The sequence below is a fragment of the Chryseobacterium sp. L12 genome (assembly GCF_056133985.1).
Map to the genome: position 1 here is coordinate 1 of NZ_JBVYOF010000030.1, position 25,539 is coordinate 25,539.

A 25,539-nucleotide genomic window follows, 5' to 3' on the forward strand; every position below is an offset into this window, starting at 1 on the left:
GGTCCAACATTTACTTAAAAAACACCAGTCCTCCCCAAGGCGTAATCTCTTTATTGGTAAAGGATAGATCGAAATTCATCGGTTATTTTTTTCTACTGCTACGCAGTTGGATATTAGAATACTAAAAGACTCTTTTTTTTCTATTTCGGAATTTGGGTTTAAAAGAAGAGGGCTTTCCGGAAGTTTTTTTTTCTTTCTTCAGGATGTTACTAACTTGAAGCTTCAGTATTTAGTGTACGGCTTTCAGGTAGTTATTATAACCTCTTTTTTTTATTATTATTTTAAAACCATTCAATATAAAGAGGTGACCTTTCTATATCTCTCACTATTGCTGTCTTCCATTGGTTTTATTGGGATTTTCAACTGTGTGGATTATGTTGGAAAAAAAGAATTTATCGTATTTTTTCTTTTTGCCTTTTTTGTTTATCATCTTAGCAAAAATTCATTATCAAGGCTTAAAGAAAAGTCCGTAGTGGCTGGTCTTTTTACTGCCATGTTTTTCCATGAGATTACACTTTTTTTTATTCCTTATTTTTTAATTGCCTTATATTTAAAAAATCAGAAATGGGAATGGAAAAGATACATAAAGTATATTTTGGCAGTATTACTTCCTGCCGTGATTATTATTTTGTTCGGGAAAGAAATTAATGAAGGTCAGTCTTTAAAGATTCTGCAAGATCGTGGTGTGGTTCTCACGAAAGGTATTTTCTTTTGGAATATTGATGAAAGACAGTACATAAAAGAGCATTTTAATGAATATAGATTATATTTTCTGAGTTTGTTAATAAGTGTTTTTCATGTAGGATATTATTTAAAAAATCAAACTCAGCAAAAGCATCTGTCTATTTTGTTAGCAGGAGCTTTTTTATTCTCACTACCATTATTCTATCTAGCTATTGATTGGGGAAGATGGATGTACATTCATATGATATTCCTTATTGTTCTTTTCTCTTTGTTATTGAGAGATTCGGCACATTCATCGTCTTGTGAAAAATTGATTGTCAACAGGACATTCTGGGTAACATTGTGTATTGTTTTGTTCTCGTTAATGTATCGTGTTGAGATGTCGGGAAGAGGGTTTACTTTTGAAGGATTCTTCTACAGAACGCTATTTGTACCGTTTGAATTATTAAATAAAATGATTTGACAAAACCCATCTAATAAAAAAGCTTTACTTTTGCAAAAATTTTCAGTATGTCGAAAAATTTAGTAATCGTTGAGTCTCCGGCAAAAGCAAAAACTATTCAGAAATATTTAGGAAAGGATTTTGAAGTGAAATCCAGTTTCGGTCACATCCGTGATCTTCCTAAAAAAGGAATGGGAATTGACTTGTCTACATTCAGTCCCGATTACGAAGTTTCGGCCGACAAAAAGAAATTGGTTACAGAATTGAAAGCAGCCGTGAAAAAAGCCGATCTGGTTTGGCTGGCTTCCGATGAAGACCGTGAAGGAGAGGCTATTGCATGGCATTTGGCAGAAGAATTAAAACTAAAGCCGGAAAACAGAAAACGGATTGTTTTTCACGAAATCACCAAGAATGCTATTCTAAAAGCCATTGAAAATCCAAGAGATATAGACCAGAACTTGGTCAATGCACAACAGGCAAGAAGAGTTCTTGACAGAATTGTAGGTTTTGAGATGTCTCCCGTGCTCTGGAAAAAAGTAAAACCGGGGCTTTCTGCGGGAAGAGTACAGTCGGTTGCAGTACGTTTGGTCGTAGAAAGAGAGAAGGAGATCCGCAGTTTTGTTCCGAAAGCCAGCTTTAAGCTTGATGGTGTATTTTTAAATAAAACAGGTCAGGAAATTGCAGCAAAGCTTAAAAAAGATTTCGATAAAGAATCGGAAGCTGAAAATTTTCTTGAACTGGCTAAGACAACCGAATTTAAAGTTTTAAATGTTGAAACCAAGCCGGGAAGCCGTTCTGCATCTGCTCCTTTCACAACTTCTACTTTACAACAGGAAGCTTCTTCAAGATTAGGTTATAATGTGACCAATACGATGCGTCTTGCTCAGAGATTGTATGAAGAAGGATACATTACCTATATGAGAACTGACTCGGTAAACCTTTCTCAGGAAGCAATTGAGGGTGCAAAAAATCAGATTATTTCAGAATACGGAGCAGAATATTCTTCTCCAAGAAATTATACTACAAAATCTTCTTCTGCACAAGAGGCGCACGAGGCGATCCGTCCGACAGACTTTTCGGTAAAAACAATTGGTGATGCTCAGTTGAGTAAATTATACCAACTCATCTACAGAAGAACATTGGCTTCACAAATGTCGAATGCTAAAATTGAAAAAACTACCATCGAAATTGGAAATTCTAGACTTCCGCAGCATTTTGAAGCGCAGGGTGAAGTGATTATATTTGATGGTTTCCTAAAGGCTTACGGAATCGTAAAAACGGAAGATGAAGATGAAGAGAACAACGAAAAGCTGCTTCCAAAAGTAAGTGTTGGTGAAGTTTTAAGTTATAAAAAAATTACAGCTACAGAAAAGTTTACCAGACCAAGCGCAAGATATACCGAAGCGGGATTGGTAAGAAAGCTGGAAGAATTAGGAATTGGGCGTCCTTCTACATACGCGCCGACTATTCAGACCATTCAGAACAGAGAATATGTTGATAAGAGAGAGATCGAACCGCAAATAAGAGAAGTGGTGAAGATTTCTTTAGCCAATGATAAAGTTAAAAAAGAAGTTCTTGACGAAAAATTCGGGGGCGATAAAAATAAATTTGTTCCTACAGATATTGGAGAAGTGGTAAACGACTTCCTTACTGATAATTTTACAGAAATTCTTGATTACGGATTTACCGCAAGAGTAGAAGAAAGTTTCGACGAAATTGCCAATGGAGGTCAGAAATGGAAAGAAATGATGACGGATTTTTACTCCAAATTTCATCCAAAAATAGAAGATGTAGAAGAAAATGCAGACCGTGCTACCGGAGAAAGACTTTTAGGTGTTGACCCGAAAACGGGTAAAAATGTACACGCCAGAATCGGAAGATTTGGCGCCATGATTCAGATTGGTGAAACGGATGATGAAGAAAAGCCGACTTTTGCGTCATTAATGGCAGGGCAAAATATCGCAACCATTACTTTAGAAGAGGCTTTGGAGCTTTTTAAACTTCCTTTCGATCTGAAAGAAGTTGACGGAAATCCTGTCTCGGTAGGTGTAGGTAGATTCGGACCTTATGTGAAATGGGGCGAAACGTATATCAGTATTCCTAAAGGTGAAGATCCGCTTTCTGTAGATCAAAACCGTGCAGAGGAAATTATTACTGAAAAGAAGAAAGCTGACGCTCCTATTGCGACTTATAAAGGCGAACCGGTGACTAAAGGTAGTGGTAGATTTGGTCCGTTTATTAAGTATAAAGATATTTTTGTGAATGTTCCGAAGCGTTATGACTTTGATAACCTTTCCCAAAGCGACATCAACGAACTGATTGATGCTAAACTCGAAAAAGAAGCGAACCGTTATATTCAGCAATGGGAAAGCGAGAAAATATCTATTGAAAACGGAAGATGGGGACCTTTCATCAAATTCGGAAAAGCGATGTTTAAAATTCCGAAAAAAGCAGATGATACGAAGTATGAAAGCGATGAGCTGAAAGAAATTTCTCTGGATGACGTAAAAAAATGGATTACCGCCCAAGATCCGAAAGCGTTTGCTGAAAAGAAAAAACCTGCAGCAAAAAAGCCAGCTGTAAAAAAAGCAACAACAGCGAAAAAGCCTGCTGTTAAGAAACCATCAGCGAAGAAATAAATTATAAAAGCACAGATTAGTCTGTGCTTTTTTTCTCATTTTCAATATTATTAATAAATTCTTTTTCCTTTTCTGATTAGCATTCGCATTATTTTTCAAAAGACAATGTTATAAACGTGTTTAAGATTATCATTAATTCTTACTGCTCCATTTGTTTTAAAAGTTTAGTTTTGACTGGTAATATCAGCAGAAATTGCATTCGAAGATTTTAGGTAGGTTCTTTAGTTGAAAAAAGATTCTTTATTCAAAACGATTTCTTGGTTTTTGCTTGTGATAATTTTTATCTGTTGTTTCGCATTTAAGTAATTTCGAATTTCCTGAAATTTTTTAAAATCAGAAGCTTCGTGACCATCAATTGATTTTATAACATCACCTACCGATATTTCGTATTTTTTGACGTTATCGCTTTCCTTTATTATTTTAACAACTATTATTTTTCCGCCATTAACAAATAAGTTAAAGCCAAAACTTGAATAACGGTAAGGCTCTATGGTTCTTGAGGGAGAATAAATTTTATATTTTTTTGAAAACGGATCAATAATTAAATTTCCTATCTTCCTGAAGAACTGAAATCCTAAGGTTGCTGGGTAAATCATATTTTCCTGATTATCTGCGTATGGAGTGTGTCTTCTAAGCAAATAGACACCACCCAAATTGAATGTGTAATCATTGTCCAAAAATAGATTGATCTCGTTATTACCAATCCCGGCAACTCCAATAGCGCCCCAACCTTCGAAAGTCAACTTCTTTTTTCTACTGAAAAGTTTGTCAAAAGAATCTGTTTTTACCGTTAAATATTCATGAGTATTCCCGAAATCAATTTGTATTTCTATGGGTTTGTTGTTGACATAGGCATCTATTGTGTGATTATTGTTGTATTTACTTCCTAGAGAAAAAGGAATATCATATATTGTTTTATGTGTTATTTGATCCTTCGAAAAATGAAATTCATTATTGTCAAAATTAAAATCCCATATATATTGATTAATGATATCAGCTCCAAGAATTGCATCTATTTTCATTGGAAATACAGAAAGATCAGCGATATCAATAATAAGATCTGAAATTAATGTATCCCCAAATTGCAAAGACTTAAGAAGAGATTTGTTTACATCAAATTTTTTTCCGTTAGCATCAATCACTTCTGCCTTACCCTCTAATTTTTTTAAACTGTTTTCAGTGTAGAATGTTTGGTCAACTGTTGTTTTTGAAAATCCATTATCCCATACTATATTGGCTTCTCTGCCATTAATCATTCCTTTAAAAAGTATCAATCCGTCAATCTTAAAAGGTATTTTGTTTGATATTGCAGGTAATTGTGTGTAAAATTTACATTGAATACATGTAAAAATAAAAAGAAGAATTAAGAATCTTTTTTTCATGAACTGTGTTTTAGTTATTACAAATATAAAATAAAAGATTATCTACAATGGTAAATTTTTTATTTAGGCATGCTTCCTCATTTAATTTTAATATTTTTGACGATCAATAAGCACTCACAGACATGAATTTTGAAGACTTTATCATTCCGCCTCGGAATTTCAGGACAGAAAATTGGCAAATCGGGCATAAGATAACCAAAGAAATCAAAGAAGACAGCATCGTTCTTCTTTTTGTTTCTGATTACAGAGGAGCTAATGGTGATGCAGAAGTTCAGGATTTTACAGCTGTCAGAAAAGAGTTTTATAAGCTTTCTCAGCTTGATTTTGAAATTCCCGTTGTTGATTTGGGAGACTTAGTTTCCGGTAAGTCTGTAGAAGATTCTCATTATATTTTGCAGGAAGTTTTATCGGCATGTCATTACAAAAGAGCAATTCCCGTAATTATCGGCGGATCCAATGATCTTGCTTTTTCGCTTTTTTCTGCGCTTCATTTTCATCAGAAAAACATCAGTTACACACAGATCAGCAATATTATTTCGTTAAAACAAGGCGAAAATATTAATGAAAATACTTTTTTGAGTAGAATTTTAGGTTCAAAAAATTTTCAGATTAAAAATTATCATCATTTAGGCTATCAGAAGCATTTGAATGAAACAGATTCTGTAAAGCTAATCAAAGAAGTAGAATTTGATATTATCCGTTTGGCAGAAATGATGAATTCTACAGAAAAAACAGAACCTTTTTTTAGAAAAGCAGACTTGGTAACCGTAAATTGTGATGCTATTGAAAGTTTCAGTGACGCTTTTTCAATGAATCCTCAGGTAAATGGTCTCAACCGAAGAGAAATCTGTGCATATATGAAAGAGATAGGTTTGAGCGAAAACCTTAAATCTGTAGGTATTTTTAATTATAATATTTATTCGGAAAATCAGCTCAATCACCAGCTTTTAGCACAAATGATCTGGTATCTGATTGAAGGCATCAATATACAGCACTCACATCCGAAAGAAAGAAAATACGAAATGTTTTATGTATTGATAGAAGACCGGCAATATGCCTTTAAGCGAGATACGTTTAGCAATCTTTGGTATTTTGGCGATGATGATAATATTGAAAACTGCATTCCGTGTTCCAGAAAAGATTTTGACGAAGCCAAAAAAGGCTGGCTGAGTCCAAGATTTACAAAATCATAAGCAATGATGAATGTTCCCCCCAAAGTTTCAGTAATTGTTCCGGTTTATAATGTAGAAAATTATTTGGCTAAATGTCTGGATTCTCTTGTTAATCAGACTCTTGTTAATATCGAAATTATAGTCGTGAATGATGGAAGTATGGATGCTTCGGAAGGTATTATTCAGCAATATTCAGCAAAATATCCTGAGAAAATTAAATCTTTTACCAAAGAAAACGGTGGACTGAGCGATGCGAGAAATTTTGGAATTGATAAGGCAACGGGAGATTATTTCGGATTTGTAGACAGCGATGATTATGTTAATGAAACTATGTTTGAAGAAATGCTGAGTCTGGCTGAACGGCATAATGCCGAAATGGTGATCTGCAACATTCAGAAAGTTGATGAGAACGGAAATATTACCCAAAAGCTTACACAGATCCCAAATATGCCTGAGAAGATTGATTTGGAAAATAATTTTTCGGTCTTTTCAGATTTAAGTTATTTTTCGTGCAATAAATTGTTCAGAAAAGAACTTTTTAAGAGCAAAAGATTCAAAAAAGGAGTTCATTTTGAAGATATTCAGCTCATTCCGCAGCTTTTGCTGGAATGTGAAACTTTAGCGCAGACTCAAAAATTTCATTATCAGTATCTTGAAAGAACAGATTCTATTACAAAAACTCATAACGAAAGAGGTTTGGATATTCTGAAAGCTGTAGAAGATGTGGAACTGGCTTTTCTCCATTCAAAATATTCTGATAAGCAGAAAGAGATGAAAGGATTTCAGATCCTGGAAGGAATTTATACTTATCTGGCTTATCTGGCTTTTGTAAAAAATGATCATGTATTTTATAAAATGTCTCAGGAATTAGCAGATTTTACACATAAAAGGGGAATTAATTTGAAAGATATATTGACTTACAGTCGTTTCGGTAAGAATTATATTTTATCTTTGCCCCTGAAAAAAAAGATTTTCTATCTTCTGTTTTTTGCAGGACAGAAAAAATTGATCAGAAAATTGATGTAACACAGAATGAAGTTCATTATTTTTTAATGAAAATAATGACTTTTTAATCTTTGCTTTCCCAATCTGGCGAAGAAACTAATAAAGACAACGATGAAAAATTTTGAATTGTTCTTAACCCAGACAGGTATTTCTATTTTTTATGTAAAAGTAGGGTTAGGTTTTTTATTCTCTTTTTTAATTACTTTTTTTTCAATTCCTACAATTATTAAGATCTCCCGGAAAAAAAACCTGATGGATGAACCGGGTGTAAGAAGCTCACATCTCAGAAAAATACCGAATCTGGGAGGAATTGCCATATTTTATTCAATCGGAATATGCATGTCTATTTTTGCATATGAAATTTTTGATTTGTACAAATTTCTTTTTGCCTCACTTATCATCCTTCTCTATATAGGAATCATGGATGATATTGTAGTTATGCGGGCTTACAAAAAACTGATTGCCCAGATTGTTGTTTCTGTGTTCATTGTCATTGGTTCAGATGTGAGAATCAGAAGCTTGTTTGGTATTTTTGGCATTTTTGAAATTAATTATTGGATTAGTGTATTTTTTTCAATAATTACTTTTATTATACTTATCAATGCATTTAATCTCATTGACGGAATTGATGGGCTTGCAGGAGGTTATTCTATCATTTGCAGTGCTATTTTCGGCATCAGCTATTACAGATTGGGCGAATATAATTATCCGCTGGTTGTACTTTCTTTTGTAATTATTGGTTCTGTACTGGCTTTTTTATACTATAATTTATCCAACTACAGAGCAGCAAAAATATTCATGGGAGATACAGGGTCTATGCTCTTGGGCTTTTTACTTGCCTTTACCTGTATTTGCTTCATAGATATATTCATAGATAAAAATCGTGTAGATGTTCCCAGATATCATCTGAAATCTGCACCTGTAATTGCTGTCGCTATTCTTATTCTGCCTATTGTCGATACTTTAAATGTAATTATCGTGAGGCTTTGGAATAGAAAATCTCCATTTGAAGCAGATAAAAATCATATTCATCATAAGTTGTTAAAGCTGAACCTAACTCATAGAAGATCAAGTTTTTATATGGTGATTTATTATCTTTTTATTATTGGCGTGACTTATTTTCTGCGTCATTCCAATGTTAACCTCCTGCTTTTTACAGTAATGTTTCTGGGATTTGTCGGAGCATATATTCCGGATGTGGTATATGCATTACAAAACAATAAACAAAAAAGTATTAATTAAATTTCTATTTTTGCAAACTACATTTATTAACGATGAAAATTTATAAAAATTTATTATTTCTGATCATACCATTGCTTCTTACTTCTTGTTTAACATCAAGAGATGTAAAACTTTTACAACCTAATGAGAGTTTGGTTATCAATGAAGAAGGTTTAATTCCTTACAATATTCCTGTTTACAGAGTCACCCAAAATGATATGTTAACTTTAGATATTGTTACTACGCCAAAAGGGGATGCTGCCCAATTTTATTCTAATCTAAATGCTTCTTCTGATGGAGGAGGCGCTTCTATTACAATGAGAGGAGGCGGTGCTGCCGGAGGAGCAAACGGAGGTGGTGACGCAATCATTTACTTTAGAGGGTTAAGGGTTGATGCTAAAGGTGAGATCAATATTTTCGGAATAGGATTTATTAAAGCAGAAGGAAGAACGATTGATGAAATAAGTGCTGAAATTCAGGGGAAAGTAAATGAAAATTTTCAGGAAGGGAAGTCTCAGGTAAGACTAAATACTGATGGTATAACGTATTTTGTTCTGGGTGATATTGAAACAACCGGAATGACGGGTGAGAAAAAAGCCTACAAAAATACCCTTACACTCACCGAAGCTATTGCAATGAATGGCGGTCTGAATCGTACCATTGACCGAAAAAATATTGTTATTTACAGGAAGCTTCCTGAAGGAATAAAAAAAGCAAAAATAGATCTCACCCGAGAAGATGTAATGAATTCTCCATATTTCTATGTACAAAATGGTGATGAAATTTTGCTTACTACAAACAGAAGAAGTTTGAACGGATTTGGAAAAGATCCTCTTCAGACTATCATAAGCGGAGTGTCTGTAATTACTACGGCTTTATCAATTTACTTACTCATTAAAAATCTTTAAGCTATGATTCCTGAAAAGCAGAATGCAAAGAGTAAATCGGATGAGCAGAAAGAAAAATACGGATCATTTGCGTTGTTTGATGTAGAGCATTTTTTAAGAAGGGTTCTTAAAAACTGGTATTGGTTTGCTTTAATGCTTTCCATAGGCTATGTAGTTTCGTGGTTTTACGGTAAATATTATGCACAGAATGTCTACTCCTCAAGCCTGTCATTAAGTATATCCAATAGTACATCAAGTTACTTTAGCCCCAATCAGTCAATCAATTTTATTTGGGGACAGAAAGGTAATCAGGATGGTATTTATCTCAAGAAAATGCTGTTGTCCAGATCTCACAATGAATATCTGGTAAAAGAGCTGAATCTGTTTGTGAATTATCAGACAAAAGGTACTATTAAGGCAACTTATTTGGATAAAGATGATTCACCAGTGTTTTTAGAAGTTGACAGGAAACATTTGCAGCAGGTAAATTATCCTATAACACTTATTCCTAAAGGAAAAGACTCTTATGAAGTAGTTCTTCCTGAAGAAAATCAGTCCACAAATCTTTATTCTTACGAATTTGAAGGGTTTCAGAGTATTGATGCTTACCCAAGACCTGCCAATAAAATTATTAAGGTAAATGAGTGGTACACTTCTCCGAATCTTCGTTTCAGATTGATAAGTAATCCTGTAGAGGGCAAAATTAAATTAAATAATATTATTGTAAATCTTTCTACGGTTAATGATGCCGTGAATGGGATTATTAACTCTGTTGGAGTTGAATTTGATAAAGAGATCAACACGATAATGATTGTTTCCAAGACGGGATATAATCTTAATAGTACCGTTAATTTCCTTAATACATCCATTGAGGAACTACGTAAAAAAAGATTTCTGGATAAAAATACTGTTGATAAAAGAACTGAACTTTATTTGAAAGAAAGTTTGGATTCTATAAGAAAAAAGCTTGATTCAAGTGCAACTTATCTTAATCACCTTAAGGTTTCAGAAAAGCTATACGATATTACAAACAGGGATGAAAAGTCTTTGGAAAAAATAAAAGATCTGGAAGCCAAAAAAGCAGATTTTCTAAGTAAAATGAATTCTCTTAGAAACATTAGAAATTCTGTAGATTCAAGAAATTTTGATAAGATGATTAGTCCTTCTGCAGCCGGATTTGATGATGGTATGTTCTCCGCATCTGTATCAGAATTGAAAGCATTGTATGCTAAGAAGAGAGAGCTCGCTACAATCTACACGCCGAACTCTGAGCCGATTAAAGAAATCAACAGACTGATAAATGAAGCAATGACCAATTCTTCGGGATCATTGAGAAATGTCTACAATGTTTACACTGCGGAGATTAATAAAATTGATCAGCAAATTGCTGAAGCCAGCACAGAACTTTCAGCATATCCGGAAAAACAGCGAAAATATCTGGATGCTGAAAGAGGATATAACATGATTGAAGCTACATATAACAGTCTTCTAAGCAGGCAGAATGACAGTAAAATGAGACTTGCTACCAATCAATCGGATATTACTGTGATAGACCCGGCAAAAAATCTTGGTCAGGCTCCTATTGGTCCTAATATCAAAGGAACAAAAATGGCAATTTTCGGAAGCCTTTTTGCCCTTCCACTTTTAATTATATTGTTGGGAAGCTTGTTTGACAGTAAGATTAGAAATATTAAGGAACTGATAAGTGTAACGAGAATACCTTTACTTGGCGTCATCGGTAATAATTCTACGGATAATATGCTTACCGTTTTAGATTCGCCAAAATCTTCTGTTTCGGAAGCCTTTAGAGGAATTCGTGCCAATGTGAGGTTTTTATCAGGTGAGGATAATAAGAGTAAAGTGATTTTGGTTACGTCTTCGGTCGGTGGTGAAGGGAAAACCTATGTTTCTATTAATTTAGCTTCAGTTTTAGGATTAAGCGATAAAAGAACCATATTATTGGGTATGGATTTAAGAAAGCCTAAAATTTTCGGAGATTTTAATATTGATAATAAGTTTGGTATTTCCAATTATCTTACAGGTGAAACCACGATTGATCAGATTATTAATAAAACGGCTGTTCCGAATCTTGATGTTGCCACTTCAGGGCCAATTCCTCCCAATCCGTCAGAATTGCTTATGAGTGAAAGAAATATTCAGTTTATTGAAGAGCTTAAAAAAATCTATGATTTTATTATTATAGATTCTCCACCCGTAGGATTGGTTGCCGATTCTTATGAACTGATGAAGCATTCTGATGCCAATTTATATATTGTTCGTCATGAATATACCGAGAAATATATGCTTAAAATGATTACAGAAAAATATCATAATGATGAAATTAAGCATTTAGGATTAATCTATAATGATTATGTAGCTAAACAAGGTTATGGCTACGGCTACGGTTATGGCTACGGTTATGGCTACGGTTATGGCTATTTTGATGAAGATAAAAACTACAAGGAGCCATTTCTGATTAAATTGAGAAATAAATTAAAGGCAATTCTCAACAGATAATATGTAAACCCTGTTCAGCGGGGTTTATTTTTTTATTTTTTTAGGCATAAGTATTAAAAAAAGAATAAATTTGCTACTTTGTCGTTTACTTTATAACAAATTATATTTTTTTGTTTATTTTTAACTAAACATTAAGAATATCATTAATATAAAAATGTTTTATATTTGCAAAAATTAAATTTTAAAATAACCATAAATCCGTATTCTTTATGAATAAAAAATTATTGTTTAGCTTTCTTACCCTTTTAGGAACGGTGGTAAGTATGAAAGCACAAAGAAATGAATTGGGAATTCGATTGGGGATGAGTAATCTTGTTGGAGATATAGGTAAAACCAATTACATTTTGCAGCAGCCTTTGGATTTGAACAGGGTTTCAGATTTAGGCTTTCCGTTTTATGGTGGTATTTTATATAGATTTAATTTTAACCCTCACCAAACCGTAAGATTAGATCTGGGATACAATCAGGTGCAGTTTAGTGATAAAGCGGCTAAAGAGGAGTATAGAAGAAACAGAAACTCTTTTGGGAAGAATAATATTTATGAAGCGAGCTTAGTTTTTGAATATAACTTCTTTCCGGTAAATAATGAGCAGATGAGTATGGTAAGTCCATACATTTTTGGAGGTATTGGAGGGATTATGTTTGATGCTCCGAAAGCAACTATTAGACATGATTTCAGAAGGAATTCTGATGGCGTTGCGCAGGCTCCTATTGATGAATTGGATTTTGTGACTACAACAGAATATTCGTTAGGAAAGAAAACGGTAGCTCAGATTCCTTTTGGAGTGGGTTTAAAATATAAATTCAATCATGGATGGGCAATATTTGCAGAAGCAACTTTCCGATATGCTTTAACAGATCAGTTAGATCATAGTAAAGTATTGTCTAAAGATGTTGTCTCAAATTATAATGCAGAAATTTTGAGCCCGAATACAGGAGGATCATTATTGGAAACGGGGAATTATTACATTGTGTCTAAAGAAAGAGAAGCTGCAATTATCAACAGAAGATCTCTGGGTGATACAGAATCCCGAGACTGGATGAATACATTCAGTATAGGACTTACGTATTCTTTCGGAAGACCGCCATGTTATTGTGATTAAGAAAAAGATGTCATTGATAAAAGAAAAGATTAATTCTGAGAATTTGCCGAAACATGTGGCTATTATCATGGATGGTAATGGAAGATGGGCAAAATCAAAAGGTAAAGAAAGGACTTTCGGTCATAAAAATGCGATTAATGCAGTAAGAAATGCAATCAACGCATGCAACGAGATTAATATCCCTTATCTTACGCTTTACACGTTTTCTTCGGAAAACTGGAAAAGACCTAAAGATGAAGTAAACACACTGATGGCTCTGCTTACAGAAACCTTACTGCTGGAAGCAGATGAGATTTTCAGTAAAGGATTAAGAATGCACGTGATCGGTAATTTAGATAAATTGCCTCCATTGGTAAAAGATCAGTTGCTGAAGGTGGTAGATCTCACAAAAGAAAACACAAAAGGAAACTTGGTCTTGGCAATAAGCTACGGATCACAAAACGAAATACTTAATGCTGTAAAAAACATCAGTAAAGATGTGAAAGAAGGCAGAGTAGAAATAGAAAAAATTGATGAAAAACTTTTTGAAGATTATCTTTATACAAAAGATTTTCCTCCTGTTGATTTGCTTATAAGAACAAGCGGCGAAATAAGAATCAGCAATTTTCTCCTTTGGCAGATAGCTTATGCAGAACTACAGTTTTTAGATGTTCTGTGGCCGGATTTTACCAAAGATATCTTCTTTCAGTGTATTGTAGATTATCAAAACAAGGAAAGAAGATACGGTCTTACCGGCGATCAAGTTCAAATCCAATAAATTTTAAGAAAAGAAAGATTACGATAAAATGAAGTTTAGACTATTACCCATCATTATGTTTGCGGCTTCTGCACATTTTTATGGACAGGTAACTCCACAGGACAGCACAAAGGTAAGTACAACTGCCGTTCTTGCAGAAAACCAGACAGGAACATACATTCTTAAAGATATTGTTGTAGATGGGGTAAAAAAATTCTCGACCGCACAAATTTTAAGATTTACAGGACTTTTAAAAGGAGAGGAAGTAGATATTCCGGGGCAGAAAATCAGTAATGCTATTAAAAAACTTTGGGATTCTCAATCTTTTTCGGAGGTTGAAGTGTATATAGAAAGTATTGAAGGAAAGACTGTTGTTTTAAGATTTTATCTTCAGGATCTTAAAGAACTTGGAGAGGTGAAATTTGCTGGTAAGGGAATCGGAAAATCCAAAAACGAAAAACTAACAAAAGATAATAATCTAAAACCGGGTACAAAAATTACCCAGAATTTAGTTTCCAGTCTTAAAACCAATATTCCTAAAGATTATGTAAAGAAAGGATTTGCTGATGCCAAGATTACAATTGAAGATAAAATCAATGCAAGTGATCCTAATCTTGTGGACTGGACAATCAATGTTGATAAAGGAAAAAGAATTAAAATAAGCCACATTGAGTTTGAAGGAAACGAAAGTGTAAGCGATTCTAAACTAAGAAAAAAAGCCTTTAAAGAAACCAAACAAAAAAGATTTGGAATCGGCGGGATTTTAAAATCTTCAAAATTTATTGAAGAAAAATATCAGGAAGATAAACGTAACTTAATTAATTACTATAATTCATTAGGATACAGAGATGCTAAAATTGTATCTGATTCTGTCTGGAGAAATAAGAAAGACAATTACGAAATCAACGTAAAGCTTGAAGAGGGTAAAAAATACTACATAGGAGATATTACTTTTGTAGGTAATACAGTTTATCCTACAGAATATCTTCAGCGTTTGCTGGGTTACAAAAAAGGTGATATTTATGATGCTGTTGGTTTTAACAAGAAAGTAGGTGAAGACGGAGGTAAGGAAGATGATTCCGACCTTAGATCTTTATACATGAATAATGGTTATTTATTTTCCAATGTAGTTCCTGTAGAGAAATCTGTCAAGGGAGATGCTATTAATCTGGAAATCAGAATTACAGAAGGGGAGCAGGCAACCTGGAATAAAGTTACCTGGTCTGGTAATACAACTACTCATGACCACGTAATTTTAAGAGCGTTAAGAACCAAACCCGGTGAATTATTCAAGAAAACTGAAATAAAGAGAACTTATTTTGATCTGGCATCCATGTCATTTTTTGATCCGCAGCAGATTGGTCAGGACATTCAGCCGAATCCACAGGATAATACTGTAGATATAGGATGGAAATTAGTTGAAAAAGGATCTTCTCAAGTACAGCTTCAGGCAGGTTATGGTGGTAATAGCTTTATCGGAACTTTAGGGCTTACATTTAATAATTTTTCATTGAAAAATTTCCTTAAGTTTAAAGATTTCAGACCGGTACCACAAGGTGATGGGCAAACCTTATCTATTCAGGCTCAGGCAGGACAGTTTTTCCAGAATTATGGAGTTTCTTTCACAGAGCCATGGTTATTCGGAACCAAGCCGACTGCATTATCTGTAAGTTTAAATAATTCAAGAGTAAATTACAATCAGGTTTCAGGACCAGATCAAAGATTAAATATATTTTCTGCTACTGTTGGTTTAAACAGGTTATTAAGATGGCCGGATGATTACTTTTCTCTATACACAGGGATTCAGTATCAGAAATATAATTTCAGCAATTATCCGTTTGAGTTTGGTGACTCTACAGAGTTATACGGTAACGCAAATAACTTAAGTTTAAATGTTGGTTTAAGCAGAAACTCTGCCGGTATTGATCCAATATTCCCTACAATGGGTTCTAATATAGAATTGTCGGGTAAATTTACACCTCCATTTTCTCTATTCAGCAATAAAAACTACTCTACAATGACTCCTGTCGACAAATACAAGTGGATGGAGTTTTATAAAATTAAATTCAAGGCAGATATCTACAATGAGGTAGTGGGAAAATTGGTGTTACGTTCGTCTGCTGAAATGGGCTTTATGGATGGCTACAACAAAGAATTGGGAGCTCCGCCGTTTGAAAGATTTTATGTAGGGGGAACTGGTCTGTTTGGAGGTAGATTTGATGGTAGAGAGCTTATTCCGTTGAGAGGTTACGAAAATGCTTCTACTTACGGAGGTCAGGCAGAAGATATTACTCAAAGAGGAGGAGGTACTATTTATAACAGATTTACGTTAGAGTTAAGATATCCGATTTCATTGAATCAGACGGCAAAGATTTACGGACTTACTTTTGCGGAAGGAGGTAATGTTTGGAACTCATGGAATAAATACAATCCTTTCCAGCTTAAAAGATCTGTTGGTGTGGGAGTAAGAGTGTATATGGGAGCATTTGGTTTAATAGGATTTGATTTCGCATACGGATTTGATAAAACAATTGACGGAAATGTGTCAGGAAACAAAACACACTTCCTGATGAACCAATCTTTATAACGATATGAAAAAGTTTAAAACATTCTTCACCATTTTCGCTTTTTTGTTATTCGGCTTTACCCATGCTCAGAAAATTGGTGTGGTAGATACTGAATATATATTAAATAAAATGCCGGAATATCAGGAAGCAGCAGCAAGACTTAATGCTCAGATTGATACATGGGAGCAGGATTTGCAAAGATTGCAGGCTGAATATGATCAAAAAAGATCAGCTTTTGAAAACGAAAGAGTTTTGTTGATCGGAGATCAGCTTAAGCTGAGAGAGAAAGAAGTTTTAGATTTAGACAAAAGCATAAAAACGACCACCAGCTTAAGATTTGGTAAGAATGGAGAAATTACTCAGCTAAGAACTAATCTGGTGCAGCCGTTTCAGGATCAGATTTGGACTGCCATCAAAGAGATGTCAGAGAAAAATGGCTTAGGTATCGTTTTTGATAAAAGCAATGACGTAAATGTGATATTTCTTCAAAAAAGATATGACTATACAGATAAAGTATTAGACATTTTACTAAAAGGAACGAAAGACAAAGAGAAAAAATCAAATAAAAAATAGTAAAAGTTTTTTCGGAACTTAACTTTTACTTAAATTTAAAATCTAAAAACAAATTAATTATTTATTACCCGTTATGAAAAAATTAAGTGTATTATTTGCAGCAGTAATGATGGTTGTATCTGTAGGTATGGCAAAAGCTCAAAAAATTGCTACTTTGGATGTTGCAGCGATTCTTAATGCAATGCCGGAAAAGAAAAAAGCAGATACAGAGTTGAATACTTTTGCAGATACTAAGCAAGCAGAGATTAAAAAGAAAGCAGATGCAGCTCAGGCAAAATTCCAACAGTATCAGACTGAAGCTCCTAAAAAAACAGCTGAAGAAAATACTGCAAGAGAAGCAGAAATGAAGAAATTGGGAGAGGAAATCCAGCAGATGCAGGATAAAGCGCAGAAAGACTTTTTAGCAAAGCAAACCGCTGCTTATGATCCGATTGAAAAGAAACTAAACGCAGCTATCGAAAAAGTAGCTAAAGCAAACAGCTATGAATATGTAATGGACTCAAATTCTACAGGTATTCTATACAAAGCCGGTCCGGATGCTACTGCAGCAGTAAAAAAAGAATTAAACATACAATAATATTGTTGTTAAAAGATTGACAAACCACCTTTTTTAGAGGTGGTTTTTTTATTTTTGCATTATGAATAAAGAAGTTTCTACAACCGTAAAAGTAAGATTTAGTGATTGTGATCCTATCGGACATCTTAATAATGTCAAATATCTTGAATACATGTTCAATGCAAGAGAAGATCATGTAGAAGAATTTTATGGATTTACCTACGAAGAATATACTCAAAAGACCGGCTGTACATGGATAGCCATTCAGAATGAAATAGCTTATCTTAAAGAAGTGAGATATAATCATCAGGTAGTAATCAGCAGTAAAACAATTGAAGTAGGAGACAGGACCGCAAAAGTTGAAATTCTGATGAAAAGCCAGGACGAGAAAACAATTCATGCTGTACTTTGGGTTACGGTGATCTATTTTAATGTAAAAACAAGAAAATCTGAAGTGCATCCGAAAGAAATTAAAGAAACATTTGGGAAATTCTTTGTTGATTTAGATCAAAAAGATTTTCAGTCCAGATCAAAATTTTTAAGAATACAAAACGCCAAAAATTCATAAGCAATGCAAAAAAAAATACTTGTTGCAGGAGCAAACGGTCAGCTCGGAAGTTGTATCAGAAAAATAGTCCCTGATTTTGAATTGGACTACGATTTTATTTTTGCTGATTCTCAGACCTTAGATGTTACAGACGAAGGAAAAGTGAATGATTTTTTTGCAGAGCATAAACCTGATTTTTGTATTAATGCATCTGCATATACTGCTGTAGATTTGGCAGAGAAAGAAGAAGAAAAGGCTTTTGCTGTAAATGCTTACGGCGTTGCAAATCTTGCATCCTCATGTGCTGAATACAATACAGTTCTCATTCATATTTCTACTGATTATGTTTTTGACGGGGAAACCAATTTAGACTATTCGGAAGATGACTTCACCAATCCTGTAGGAGTATACGGGAAATCCAAACTTTTAGGGGAAGAACTTGCCTTAGAAAATAATCCAAAAACAGTTATTCTGAGAACGTCATGGCTGTATTCGGAGTTCAATAAAAACTTTGTAAAAACAATGCTCAATTTATTTTCCCAGCGTGATGAACTTGGAATTGTTGCAGATCAGTTTGGTCAGCCAACCAATGCCAATGATTTAGCTGAAACAATTATGACTATTGTAGAAAGACCAGATAAAAATTTTGGAGTTTTCCATTTCTCAAATTATCCTGAAACAACGTGGTTTGATTTTGCAAAAAAAATTGCAGAATTTTCACATTCAAAAATAAAGTTAAATCAACTAAAAACAGAAGAATATCCTTCTCCGGCAAAAAGACCTCAAAGAAGTACAATGAATTTAGATAAAATTGAGAAAGTATACCAAATTGAACCTAAACATTGGGAGAATAGTCTTGAGGATTGTGTTAATTTATTAATAAAATAGTATGAATTTGAGAAAATTTGCGGTTTGTATATTATTTTTGTTAGGATTGTTCTTACATGCACAGAATGTTTATCTATCCAAAGTTGAAAAGACGAATGACAATAATGATAAATATTTATTTCAGATAGGAAAAGATGTTACCAATGCGGAATATCTAGGGGAAATCGATGTGATAGGTTACTCTGATAATGATTTGGCGGTTTTTGCAAATGTTTATAAGAAAGCAAAAGATATTGGAGCTAACTCATTTGCCTATCAACCGATAGAAACGATTGATGGAAAAATTCAGCCTTTCAATCCGGCTAATTATAAAATTAAACTTTATTATTCTTCTAAGGAAGAACTTTCAAAACCATCTGATCTTGTTTATATATTTTCCTCGTCACAGAAGCCACAAAAGATAAGCATTAATAAGCAGGAATATGTTCTGCAGCCAAGATCATTTATGTCAATTAAAACCATTCCTGGAGATACATACGTAATTTCTACTAAAAAGCTGTTGGGATCAACCATAAAAATTTCTGGGCAATCTGGATCTTCTGCTCAATATTTTCAGATGTCTTCACTCAGAGTCCGTTCAAATACTTATGGCGAACCTGGAATTAATCTTAAATCAGGAGATATTACCGTTTTGGATCGCTCGTATGGAGATTTTTTAAGAATGATTTATACTGAAAACCAAAAATAAGAATCTTTTAGATATAAACTTCTTTAGTTATACAAAAAAATACGGCTTAGATAAAAAACAATCTAAGCCGTATTTTTAGTAGTGTATAAATATTAGTTTTGATTTAAGAACATGACAAGTTTTTTCATATCCTCTTCTTTATCAAACTTTATCTTATTTTCTTTAAAAAAAGAAGTTAAAACTTCTTTTTTTTCAGGCATCTGCTGAATTAAATCTTTTTGATTTCTAGGGTTTTTAATTGATTTATTACCATTCACTATGTAATAGCTTATTACGGGATTACTGAACGATGCAGGTTGATCGCTTCCATAGGGCGTGGATGCTGGTCTAGCATCAATAAAATTAATTTTTGTCTTTTTGTACAGAGAAACAGTTCCGTCTAAAACTTCATAATAGTAACCATATTCACCGTCTAAATTTAGTAAAACGAGTTTTTGTTTAGGAGATAAAATTTCTATTGTTTTAAATTTATCTTCTTTAGGAATAACCATTATTTCGTTATTCGCTTCATTTTTGAATTCAACATCATCTTTGAAAGAATTATATCTAACAAGTGTATTTTGATAGTTTTTAGCAATTTTTGCTTCTTTAAAAGATTTATCCAAATAGGGACTACCTGAGATTTCATCGTAGTTAAGTGATCTTCCGGTTGATGACTTAACACTATTACTGAATGTTCCTCCTAATAAATCATATTGGGATAAAACCACTTCTTGTGAAAAATATAATGTAGTGGATATGCTGGTAAATATAAGTAATATCTTTTTCATTTTTATTTATTTAAAATCAAATTTATGAAAATATGTTGAATATAAGTGTTAAGTGTTTCATAAAGTATAGTAAATATTCATGCATTTAATTAATCAACATTTCATAAGAGCAGCTAATCTAATTAAGAAATTTTTTCGTATATTAAAGTGGGTTTTAACATTATAATATTGTTTAATTGATTTTTTTTTAACATTTTTGCATGAATTTTGTAAAAAAGTGATTAATTTAGTCTAAAACTTATAAAGTTATTTATTTTGAACGTTGAATATATTGAATAGAAATGAAAAAAACATTTTTTTTAATTATGATTCTGCCAAGTTTGTATTATTCACAGACAGCAGAAGAAAGAAATAGAATTGCCGCCCAGTCAAATCATGCTGGAAATGCCGCTCTCCTTCAAGAATTGAAGTATGATGAAAATAAGAGACAATTACGAATCGCAGATTATTTGAGCCAAAACCCAGGTAAAAAGCGCATTATTAAAGATGATGAATCCGGTAAGATTGAGATTAGAGATGTTTTTCCAGACGGGACACCAATTTATTATACAACTTACAATGAAGGTGCAGCGATTACAGCTCGAGTGAACTCATTGTACAGCGGTGGAGCTTTAGGGATTAATATTCAGGGACAAGGTATGACAGCGGGAGTTTGGGATGGAGGTCCTGTAAGAGATACTCATCAGGAATTTATTGTCAATGGTTTTTCTAAGGTTTCTATTATGGACTTTACCTCTTCGACTTCTCTTCACGGAACTCACGTTGCTGGAACAATAGCTGCACAAGGGATTTTGCCTTCAGTCAGAGGAATCGCTTTTAATTCTGCTATCAAGTCTTATGATTGGACTAATGACTTAGCTGAAATGCAGGACGAAGCATCAACAGGAATGCTAGTTTCTAATCATTCTTATGGTCCTGCACTGAATAATAATAATCAGCTATGGGTTTTAGGAGCTTACACTAATGATGCAAGACAATTGGATGCGATTTGCGTCAACAATCCTTTTTATCTTCCGGTTTTTGCTGCTGGAAACGACAGAGATAAGTCTGTTGCACCTTATGGGTCTCAAAATTCAACCAAATTTGGATACGATCTAATTGCTGGTGATGGAGTTGCTAAAAATGCTTTGACTGTTGCGGCTGTTAATGGAGTACCTCAATATGTAAATAATGAAAGCGTTATAATGTCATCCTTTAGCAATTATGGACCAACGGATGATGGTAGAATTAAACCTGAAATTTCAATGAAAGGAGTAGCCGTAAGGTCTACAACAAGTGCTTCTGACACATCGACAGGATTGTTAAACGGAACCTCAATGGCGGCTCCAGGTGTTACTGGAGTAGTAGTTTTGTTACAACAGTATTACAATCAATTATATAATGGTTTTATGAGAGCGGCTACTGTAAAAGGGCTTGTATTGCATACTGCAGATGAAGCTGGTTCTACACCGGGACCAGATTATTCTTTTGGTTGGGGCTTGATTAATGCAGACACATCTGCAAAACTCATAAGAGATAAAAATTTAACATCTAATCGTAGTATTATTCAAGAGTTAAATTTAAATAATGGAGCAACTTACACACAAACAATCAATGCAACAAGTTCGAGACCATTAAAAATATCCATTTCTTGGACTGATCCAGCTCCTCTTCCTAATAGTTTAAATAATCCAGATAACATAAATACTGGAACTGTTGATCCTTCTAAAAAATACCTAGTAAATGATTTAGATATTAAAGTAACAGATTCTAATGGAGTGGTTTATTATCCATGGAAATTACAAGGATTAAGTAATGCTTTTGCGCCAGCAACAAATAATTCTACTAATGATGTTGATAATTTTGAAAGAATAGACATACCAAATCCTAGTGGAGCATATACTATTACAGTTACCCATAAAGGAAACTTAACTGGAGGTAATCAAAATTTTACATTAATTGCTAGTTCTCAAAATCTTTCTACTCTCAGTACAACGGAATCTTCTTTAAAAGGGGATGATATTCAAATTTATCCTAATCCGGTATCAAACATTTTGAATATTAAAGGAAATAATAATATTGAAGCTACTGTAGTTATTTTGGATGCAAGCGGTAGGATTGTTTTAAAACAAACAATGAGAGATGGAAAAATAGATGTTCAAGCTCTTGAATCTGGTATTTATATGATGATATATAAAGATAAAAATGGAAAAGAAATAAGTGAAAAATTTATAAAAAAGTAATATATATAATAATATAAATAAAACGTTTGCAAGTGTTAAATTTTTTTAACATATTTGCAAGATAATAATATTAAAATTTGTTAATATGAATGTAAAATTAAAAGCTGTAAGTGTTGGTGCACTATTCTTTTTAGGATTTCAAAGTCTCAATGCCCAACAAGGCAAGAGAGATTCTATTCCTGATGAAAAACAAATTGAAGAAGTTGTGGTTGTAGGATATAAAACAACAACGAAAAGTAATGCTGTAACATCAACCGCAAAAATTGGAAGTGAGTCAATAAATAATCGACCTAATACTAATGTGCTTAATATTGCGCAAGGACAATTAGCGGGTGTTAACATTGTCACAGGCACTGGGCAACCAGGAGCAACGCCAAGTATTACAGTAAGAGGAAAGGGTTCATTACTTGGTAATAATGAACCATTATATGTTATTGATGGATTTCCAGGAGGAAGTGAGAGTTTCAGAAATATAAATCCAAATGATATTGAAAGTATGGAAGTTTTAAAAGATGCTTCTGCACTTTCTCAATTCGGTAATAGAGGAGCCAATGGTGTTGTTGTAATTAGAACAAAAAGAGGGAGATATAATCAAGGTGTTAATTTTGGATATAGTACTCAGTTTGGTGTTTCTACATTACAAAAGCATAGATATAATTTGGCTAATGCAAAAGAGCTACTAACACTAGAAAAGAGGCTAGGAAGAGGGGTAGGTTCATCGCTTACAGATGCTCAAATTGCTGAATATGGAATTGATACAGATTGGTTAGATTATTTCTTTCAGCCTGCAACTCTACAGTCTCATGACTTCTCAGTGTCAGCTGGTTCAGAAAATTTAAACAATTACACCAGTATTGGATATTTAGATCAACAAGGTTTATTGGCGACAACTGGTATGAAAAGATTTACGTTGAGAAATAATCTAAATGGTAAATCAAAAGATAATAAATTTAATTTTTCAGTAGGCACGGCTTTATCTTTAACAAGGAATACTCAAGCTTCAAGTTTGAACACTGGTGGAGTAAATCAAAATTTAGCATTGGGTGCGATGAAAGGGGCTCCTCACCTTTCACCTGATGAATATCAAAATGGAGAACAGATTTTTAATAAATATCTTGGAAATCAGACATTGCTTTTTACTCCATTATTCCTGATAGATAAAGAAAGAACTTATAAGGCTTCGACAGATGAAGCAAGGATTGATGTAATGACTGAAGCATCATATAAAATTCTTCCGACATTAACTGCACGTGTTAGAGCAAATATGACATATAGAAATTTAAATGATAATGTTTGGCAGCACCCTAATGCTTTCAATTCATTTTTGTTTGCTGCTTCTGGTCAAGAATTTAGAGGTTTTGAAACATTCTCAAACTCGAGAATTTTTAGTTTTAATAATTTAGCTCAACTAGAGTATAATAAATCATTTGGTGAGCATAAACTTGGAATTACAGGTGCTTTTGAGTTTAATAATAATATGCTTCAGAGTTCCTCTCAAACTCAGAATGGTCTCAACCTACGTACCTGGGTGCCAGGTACAGGAACTGGATATATAGTAAGTACAAATGATCTGTATTTGCCGCGTGTATCTGCTAGTCAGGCTAGACAAAATTTATTTTCATATTTTGCTAATGCAGATTATGATTATAAAGGAAAGTACGGAATAGTGGCAAACATTAGAAGAGATGCAACAAGCCGGTTTGCTGAAGAAAATGTATGGGGAACTTTTTGGTCTGTGGGTGCAAGATGGAATGTGAGTAGAGAAAGTTTTATGGATAATGTGAGTTGGGTTAATGACTTAAAAATTAGAGGGTCAATTGGTACTCAGGGTAATGAAAGAATACCTCCAGGAGGTTTGTTTGATGGACTTAACCCTCAAAGATACTTAAATACTTTTGCTGTTACTAGTGGTCCTGTTTATGGTACAGGTCTAGGATATACGATCAATTTAGGTTATCCTCAATTAGCTTGGGAAGTTACAGAAAATGTTAATATCGGAACAGATTTTGAGTTGTTCTCAAGAAGATTGAGAGGTCAGTTTGATGCTTATCAAAAAACTACCAAAGAAATTATCTATCCTTTTCCTCAAAGTGCACTCTTAGGCCAAACATCTCTAAGTAGAAATACTGATATTGATGTTAAGAATGCTGGTTTGGAACTTAATTTAGCATATGACATTATTAAAAACTCCGCAAGAGATATTACCCTAACACTTAGAGGTAATGGAGCCATTAACAGGGAAAGAGTGTATAATATACCTGAAAATCCACTAATTACAGGTGCTACTGTTCAAACATATTCTGCAAACGGAGCTTTATGGCAAGCACCTTATGTCTATAAATACTTGGGTGTTAATCCAAATAATGGTAATTTATTGTTTGAAAGTGCAAATGGAAGTCCTACAGAAAATCCAACAGATGCAGATTTAAAACCATTAAAATATAACTTTAGAAACCCAAGATATGTAGGTGGATTTGGATTTGATTTTGATTACAAAGGTATTTTTGTTAATACAACATTCAATTATGTTGCAGGTATTTATAGATATGATTATGATTTGTCTGGATATTATAGTCCAGATGATGTAGGTCAATTTAACGTATCTAAAGATTTGTTAAACGCTTGGACTCCTACAAATACTAATACTAATATCCCTTCAAATACAGCATCTAATAGAAGTTTTGAAACGAGATCAGATAGATTCTTGGTTGACTCTTCTTACTTGAGATTGCGAAATCTTCAGGTGGGTTATAGAATTCCTGCTAGTGTTTTAGAGGGAACATTTGTGAAGAGCCTTATGGTAATGATTCAAGGAGAAAACTTATATACTTGGTCTAAATGGAGAGGTTTTGACGCAGAGAGTAACAGAGCAGCTGATCAGTATGGATATCCAACTCCTAGAATATTTACTTTAGGAATTGATGTTAAATTTTAATTAAT

Annotated in this window: 19 protein-coding genes; 17 read left to right on the forward strand and 2 right to left on the reverse strand. The window is 33.5% G+C overall.

Annotated features, from left to right (window positions below; translation table 11 throughout):
• The first annotated feature begins 106 nt into the window (after positions 1-106).
• Positions 107-1,147, forward strand: coding sequence for a hypothetical protein (locus tag AC0NBN_RS15410; protein ID WP_474468760.1), 1,041 nt, complete (start codon positions 107-109; stop codon positions 1,145-1,147).
• A 47-nt stretch (positions 1,148-1,194) separates the two neighbouring features.
• Positions 1,195-3,765 carry a type I DNA topoisomerase gene (topA, locus tag AC0NBN_RS15415; protein WP_160811672.1) on the forward strand — a complete coding sequence of 857 codons (2,571 nt, stop codon included), beginning with the start codon at positions 1,195-1,197 and terminating at the stop codon, positions 3,763-3,765.
• Between the two features lie 221 nt (positions 3,766-3,986).
• On the opposite strand, the gene AC0NBN_RS15420 is transcribed toward topA, so the two are convergent.
• Entirely contained in the window at positions 3,987-5,147 is a 1,161-nt protein-coding gene (locus AC0NBN_RS15420; protein ID WP_160811673.1) for a retropepsin-like aspartic protease, read from the reverse strand.
• Positions 5,148-5,269: 122 nt separating this feature from the next.
• Between AC0NBN_RS15420 and AC0NBN_RS15425 the strand changes: the two genes are divergently transcribed.
• From AC0NBN_RS15425 to AC0NBN_RS15485, 13 genes are all read left to right on the forward strand, one after another.
• Positions 5,270-6,340, forward strand: a complete 1,071-nt coding sequence (locus tag AC0NBN_RS15425) for a formimidoylglutamase (RefSeq protein WP_160811674.1) — start codon at positions 5,270-5,272, stop codon at positions 6,338-6,340.
• A gap of 3 nt (positions 6,341-6,343) precedes the next feature.
• Complete coding sequence (locus tag AC0NBN_RS15430) at positions 6,344-7,345, forward strand: glycosyltransferase family 2 protein (protein WP_160811675.1); 1,002 nt, start codon at positions 6,344-6,346, stop codon at positions 7,343-7,345.
• Between the two features lie 90 nt (positions 7,346-7,435).
• A complete protein-coding gene (locus AC0NBN_RS15435; protein WP_160811676.1) occupies positions 7,436-8,566 on the forward strand; it encodes an MraY family glycosyltransferase in 1,131 nt (376 codons plus the stop codon).
• A 32-nt stretch (positions 8,567-8,598) separates the two neighbouring features.
• Complete coding sequence (locus AC0NBN_RS15440) at positions 8,599-9,453, forward strand: polysaccharide biosynthesis/export family protein (RefSeq protein WP_160811677.1); 855 nt, start codon at positions 8,599-8,601, stop codon at positions 9,451-9,453.
• A 3-nt stretch (positions 9,454-9,456) separates the two neighbouring features.
• The gene (locus AC0NBN_RS15445; protein ID WP_160811678.1) at positions 9,457-11,949 is read left to right on the forward strand and encodes a polysaccharide biosynthesis tyrosine autokinase; all 2,493 of its coding nucleotides are present in this window, start codon (positions 9,457-9,459) and stop codon (positions 11,947-11,949) included.
• Between the two features lie 209 nt (positions 11,950-12,158).
• A complete protein-coding gene (gene porG / locus AC0NBN_RS15450; protein WP_160811679.1) occupies positions 12,159-13,052 on the forward strand; it encodes a type IX secretion system protein PorG in 894 nt (297 codons plus the stop codon).
• Between the two features lie 7 nt (positions 13,053-13,059).
• Positions 13,060-13,809, forward strand: a complete 750-nt coding sequence (locus tag AC0NBN_RS15455) for an isoprenyl transferase (protein ID WP_143883301.1) — start codon at positions 13,060-13,062, stop codon at positions 13,807-13,809.
• A gap of 28 nt (positions 13,810-13,837) precedes the next feature.
• Positions 13,838-16,375 carry an outer membrane protein assembly factor BamA gene (gene bamA, locus AC0NBN_RS15460; RefSeq protein WP_143883302.1) on the forward strand — a complete coding sequence of 846 codons (2,538 nt, stop codon included), beginning with the start codon at positions 13,838-13,840 and terminating at the stop codon, positions 16,373-16,375.
• Between the two features lie 4 nt (positions 16,376-16,379).
• Positions 16,380-16,928 (forward strand): OmpH/Skp family outer membrane protein, encoded by a 549-nt coding sequence (locus AC0NBN_RS15465; protein ID WP_143883303.1) that lies wholly within the window; start codon positions 16,380-16,382, stop codon positions 16,926-16,928.
• A gap of 73 nt (positions 16,929-17,001) precedes the next feature.
• Entirely contained in the window at positions 17,002-17,505 is a 504-nt protein-coding gene (locus AC0NBN_RS15470; protein ID WP_130914299.1) for an OmpH/Skp family outer membrane protein, read from the forward strand.
• Positions 17,506-17,566: 61 nt separating this feature from the next.
• Positions 17,567-18,052: an acyl-CoA thioesterase gene (locus AC0NBN_RS15475; protein ID WP_160811680.1), complete on the forward strand. Its 486-nt coding sequence runs from the start codon at positions 17,567-17,569 to the stop codon at positions 18,050-18,052.
• 3 nt (positions 18,053-18,055) lie between these two features.
• A complete protein-coding gene (rfbD, locus tag AC0NBN_RS15480) occupies positions 18,056-18,919 on the forward strand; it encodes a dTDP-4-dehydrorhamnose reductase (protein WP_160811681.1) in 864 nt (287 codons plus the stop codon).
• Between the two features lies 1 nt (position 18,920).
• Positions 18,921-19,607, forward strand: a complete 687-nt coding sequence (locus AC0NBN_RS15485) for a hypothetical protein (RefSeq protein WP_160811682.1) — start codon at positions 18,921-18,923, stop codon at positions 19,605-19,607.
• Between the two features lie 92 nt (positions 19,608-19,699).
• Here AC0NBN_RS15485 and AC0NBN_RS15490 read toward each other — a convergent pair whose 3' ends face one another.
• Positions 19,700-20,377, reverse strand: coding sequence for a hypothetical protein (locus AC0NBN_RS15490; protein WP_160811683.1), 678 nt, complete (start codon positions 20,375-20,377; stop codon positions 19,700-19,702).
• Positions 20,378-20,658: 281 nt separating this feature from the next.
• Between AC0NBN_RS15490 and AC0NBN_RS15495 the strand changes: the two genes are divergently transcribed.
• Positions 20,659-22,599 carry a S8 family serine peptidase gene (locus tag AC0NBN_RS15495; protein ID WP_160811684.1) on the forward strand — a complete coding sequence of 647 codons (1,941 nt, stop codon included), beginning with the start codon at positions 20,659-20,661 and terminating at the stop codon, positions 22,597-22,599.
• An 85-nt stretch (positions 22,600-22,684) separates the two neighbouring features.
• Positions 22,685-25,534: a SusC/RagA family TonB-linked outer membrane protein gene (locus AC0NBN_RS15500; protein WP_160811685.1), complete on the forward strand. Its 2,850-nt coding sequence runs from the start codon at positions 22,685-22,687 to the stop codon at positions 25,532-25,534.
• Positions 25,535-25,539: the final 5 nt, after the last annotated feature.

Coding starts and splice junctions, on each gene's coding strand:
- topA (WP_160811672.1), top strand. CDS start 1,195: ATGTCGAAAAATTTAGTAATCGTTGAGTCTCCGGCAAAAGCAAAAACT.
- AC0NBN_RS15420 (WP_160811673.1), bottom strand. CDS start 5,147: ATGAAAAAAAGATTCTTAATTCTTCTTTTTATTTTTACATGTATTCAA.
- AC0NBN_RS15425 (WP_160811674.1), top strand. CDS start 5,270: ATGAATTTTGAAGACTTTATCATTCCGCCTCGGAATTTCAGGACAGAA.
- AC0NBN_RS15430 (WP_160811675.1), top strand. CDS start 6,344: ATGATGAATGTTCCCCCCAAAGTTTCAGTAATTGTTCCGGTTTATAAT.
- AC0NBN_RS15435 (WP_160811676.1), top strand. CDS start 7,436: ATGAAAAATTTTGAATTGTTCTTAACCCAGACAGGTATTTCTATTTTT.
- AC0NBN_RS15440 (WP_160811677.1), top strand. CDS start 8,599: ATGAAAATTTATAAAAATTTATTATTTCTGATCATACCATTGCTTCTT.
- AC0NBN_RS15445 (WP_160811678.1), top strand. CDS start 9,457: ATGATTCCTGAAAAGCAGAATGCAAAGAGTAAATCGGATGAGCAGAAA.
- porG (WP_160811679.1), top strand. CDS start 12,159: ATGAATAAAAAATTATTGTTTAGCTTTCTTACCCTTTTAGGAACGGTG.
- AC0NBN_RS15455 (WP_143883301.1), top strand. CDS start 13,060: ATGTCATTGATAAAAGAAAAGATTAATTCTGAGAATTTGCCGAAACAT.
- bamA (WP_143883302.1), top strand. CDS start 13,838: ATGAAGTTTAGACTATTACCCATCATTATGTTTGCGGCTTCTGCACAT.
- AC0NBN_RS15465 (WP_143883303.1), top strand. CDS start 16,380: ATGAAAAAGTTTAAAACATTCTTCACCATTTTCGCTTTTTTGTTATTC.
- AC0NBN_RS15470 (WP_130914299.1), top strand. CDS start 17,002: ATGAAAAAATTAAGTGTATTATTTGCAGCAGTAATGATGGTTGTATCT.
- AC0NBN_RS15475 (WP_160811680.1), top strand. CDS start 17,567: ATGAATAAAGAAGTTTCTACAACCGTAAAAGTAAGATTTAGTGATTGT.
- rfbD (WP_160811681.1), top strand. CDS start 18,056: ATGCAAAAAAAAATACTTGTTGCAGGAGCAAACGGTCAGCTCGGAAGT.
- AC0NBN_RS15485 (WP_160811682.1), top strand. CDS start 18,921: ATGAATTTGAGAAAATTTGCGGTTTGTATATTATTTTTGTTAGGATTG.
- AC0NBN_RS15490 (WP_160811683.1), bottom strand. CDS start 20,377: ATGAAAAAGATATTACTTATATTTACCAGCATATCCACTACATTATAT.
- AC0NBN_RS15495 (WP_160811684.1), top strand. CDS start 20,659: ATGAAAAAAACATTTTTTTTAATTATGATTCTGCCAAGTTTGTATTAT.
- AC0NBN_RS15500 (WP_160811685.1), top strand. CDS start 22,685: ATGAATGTAAAATTAAAAGCTGTAAGTGTTGGTGCACTATTCTTTTTA.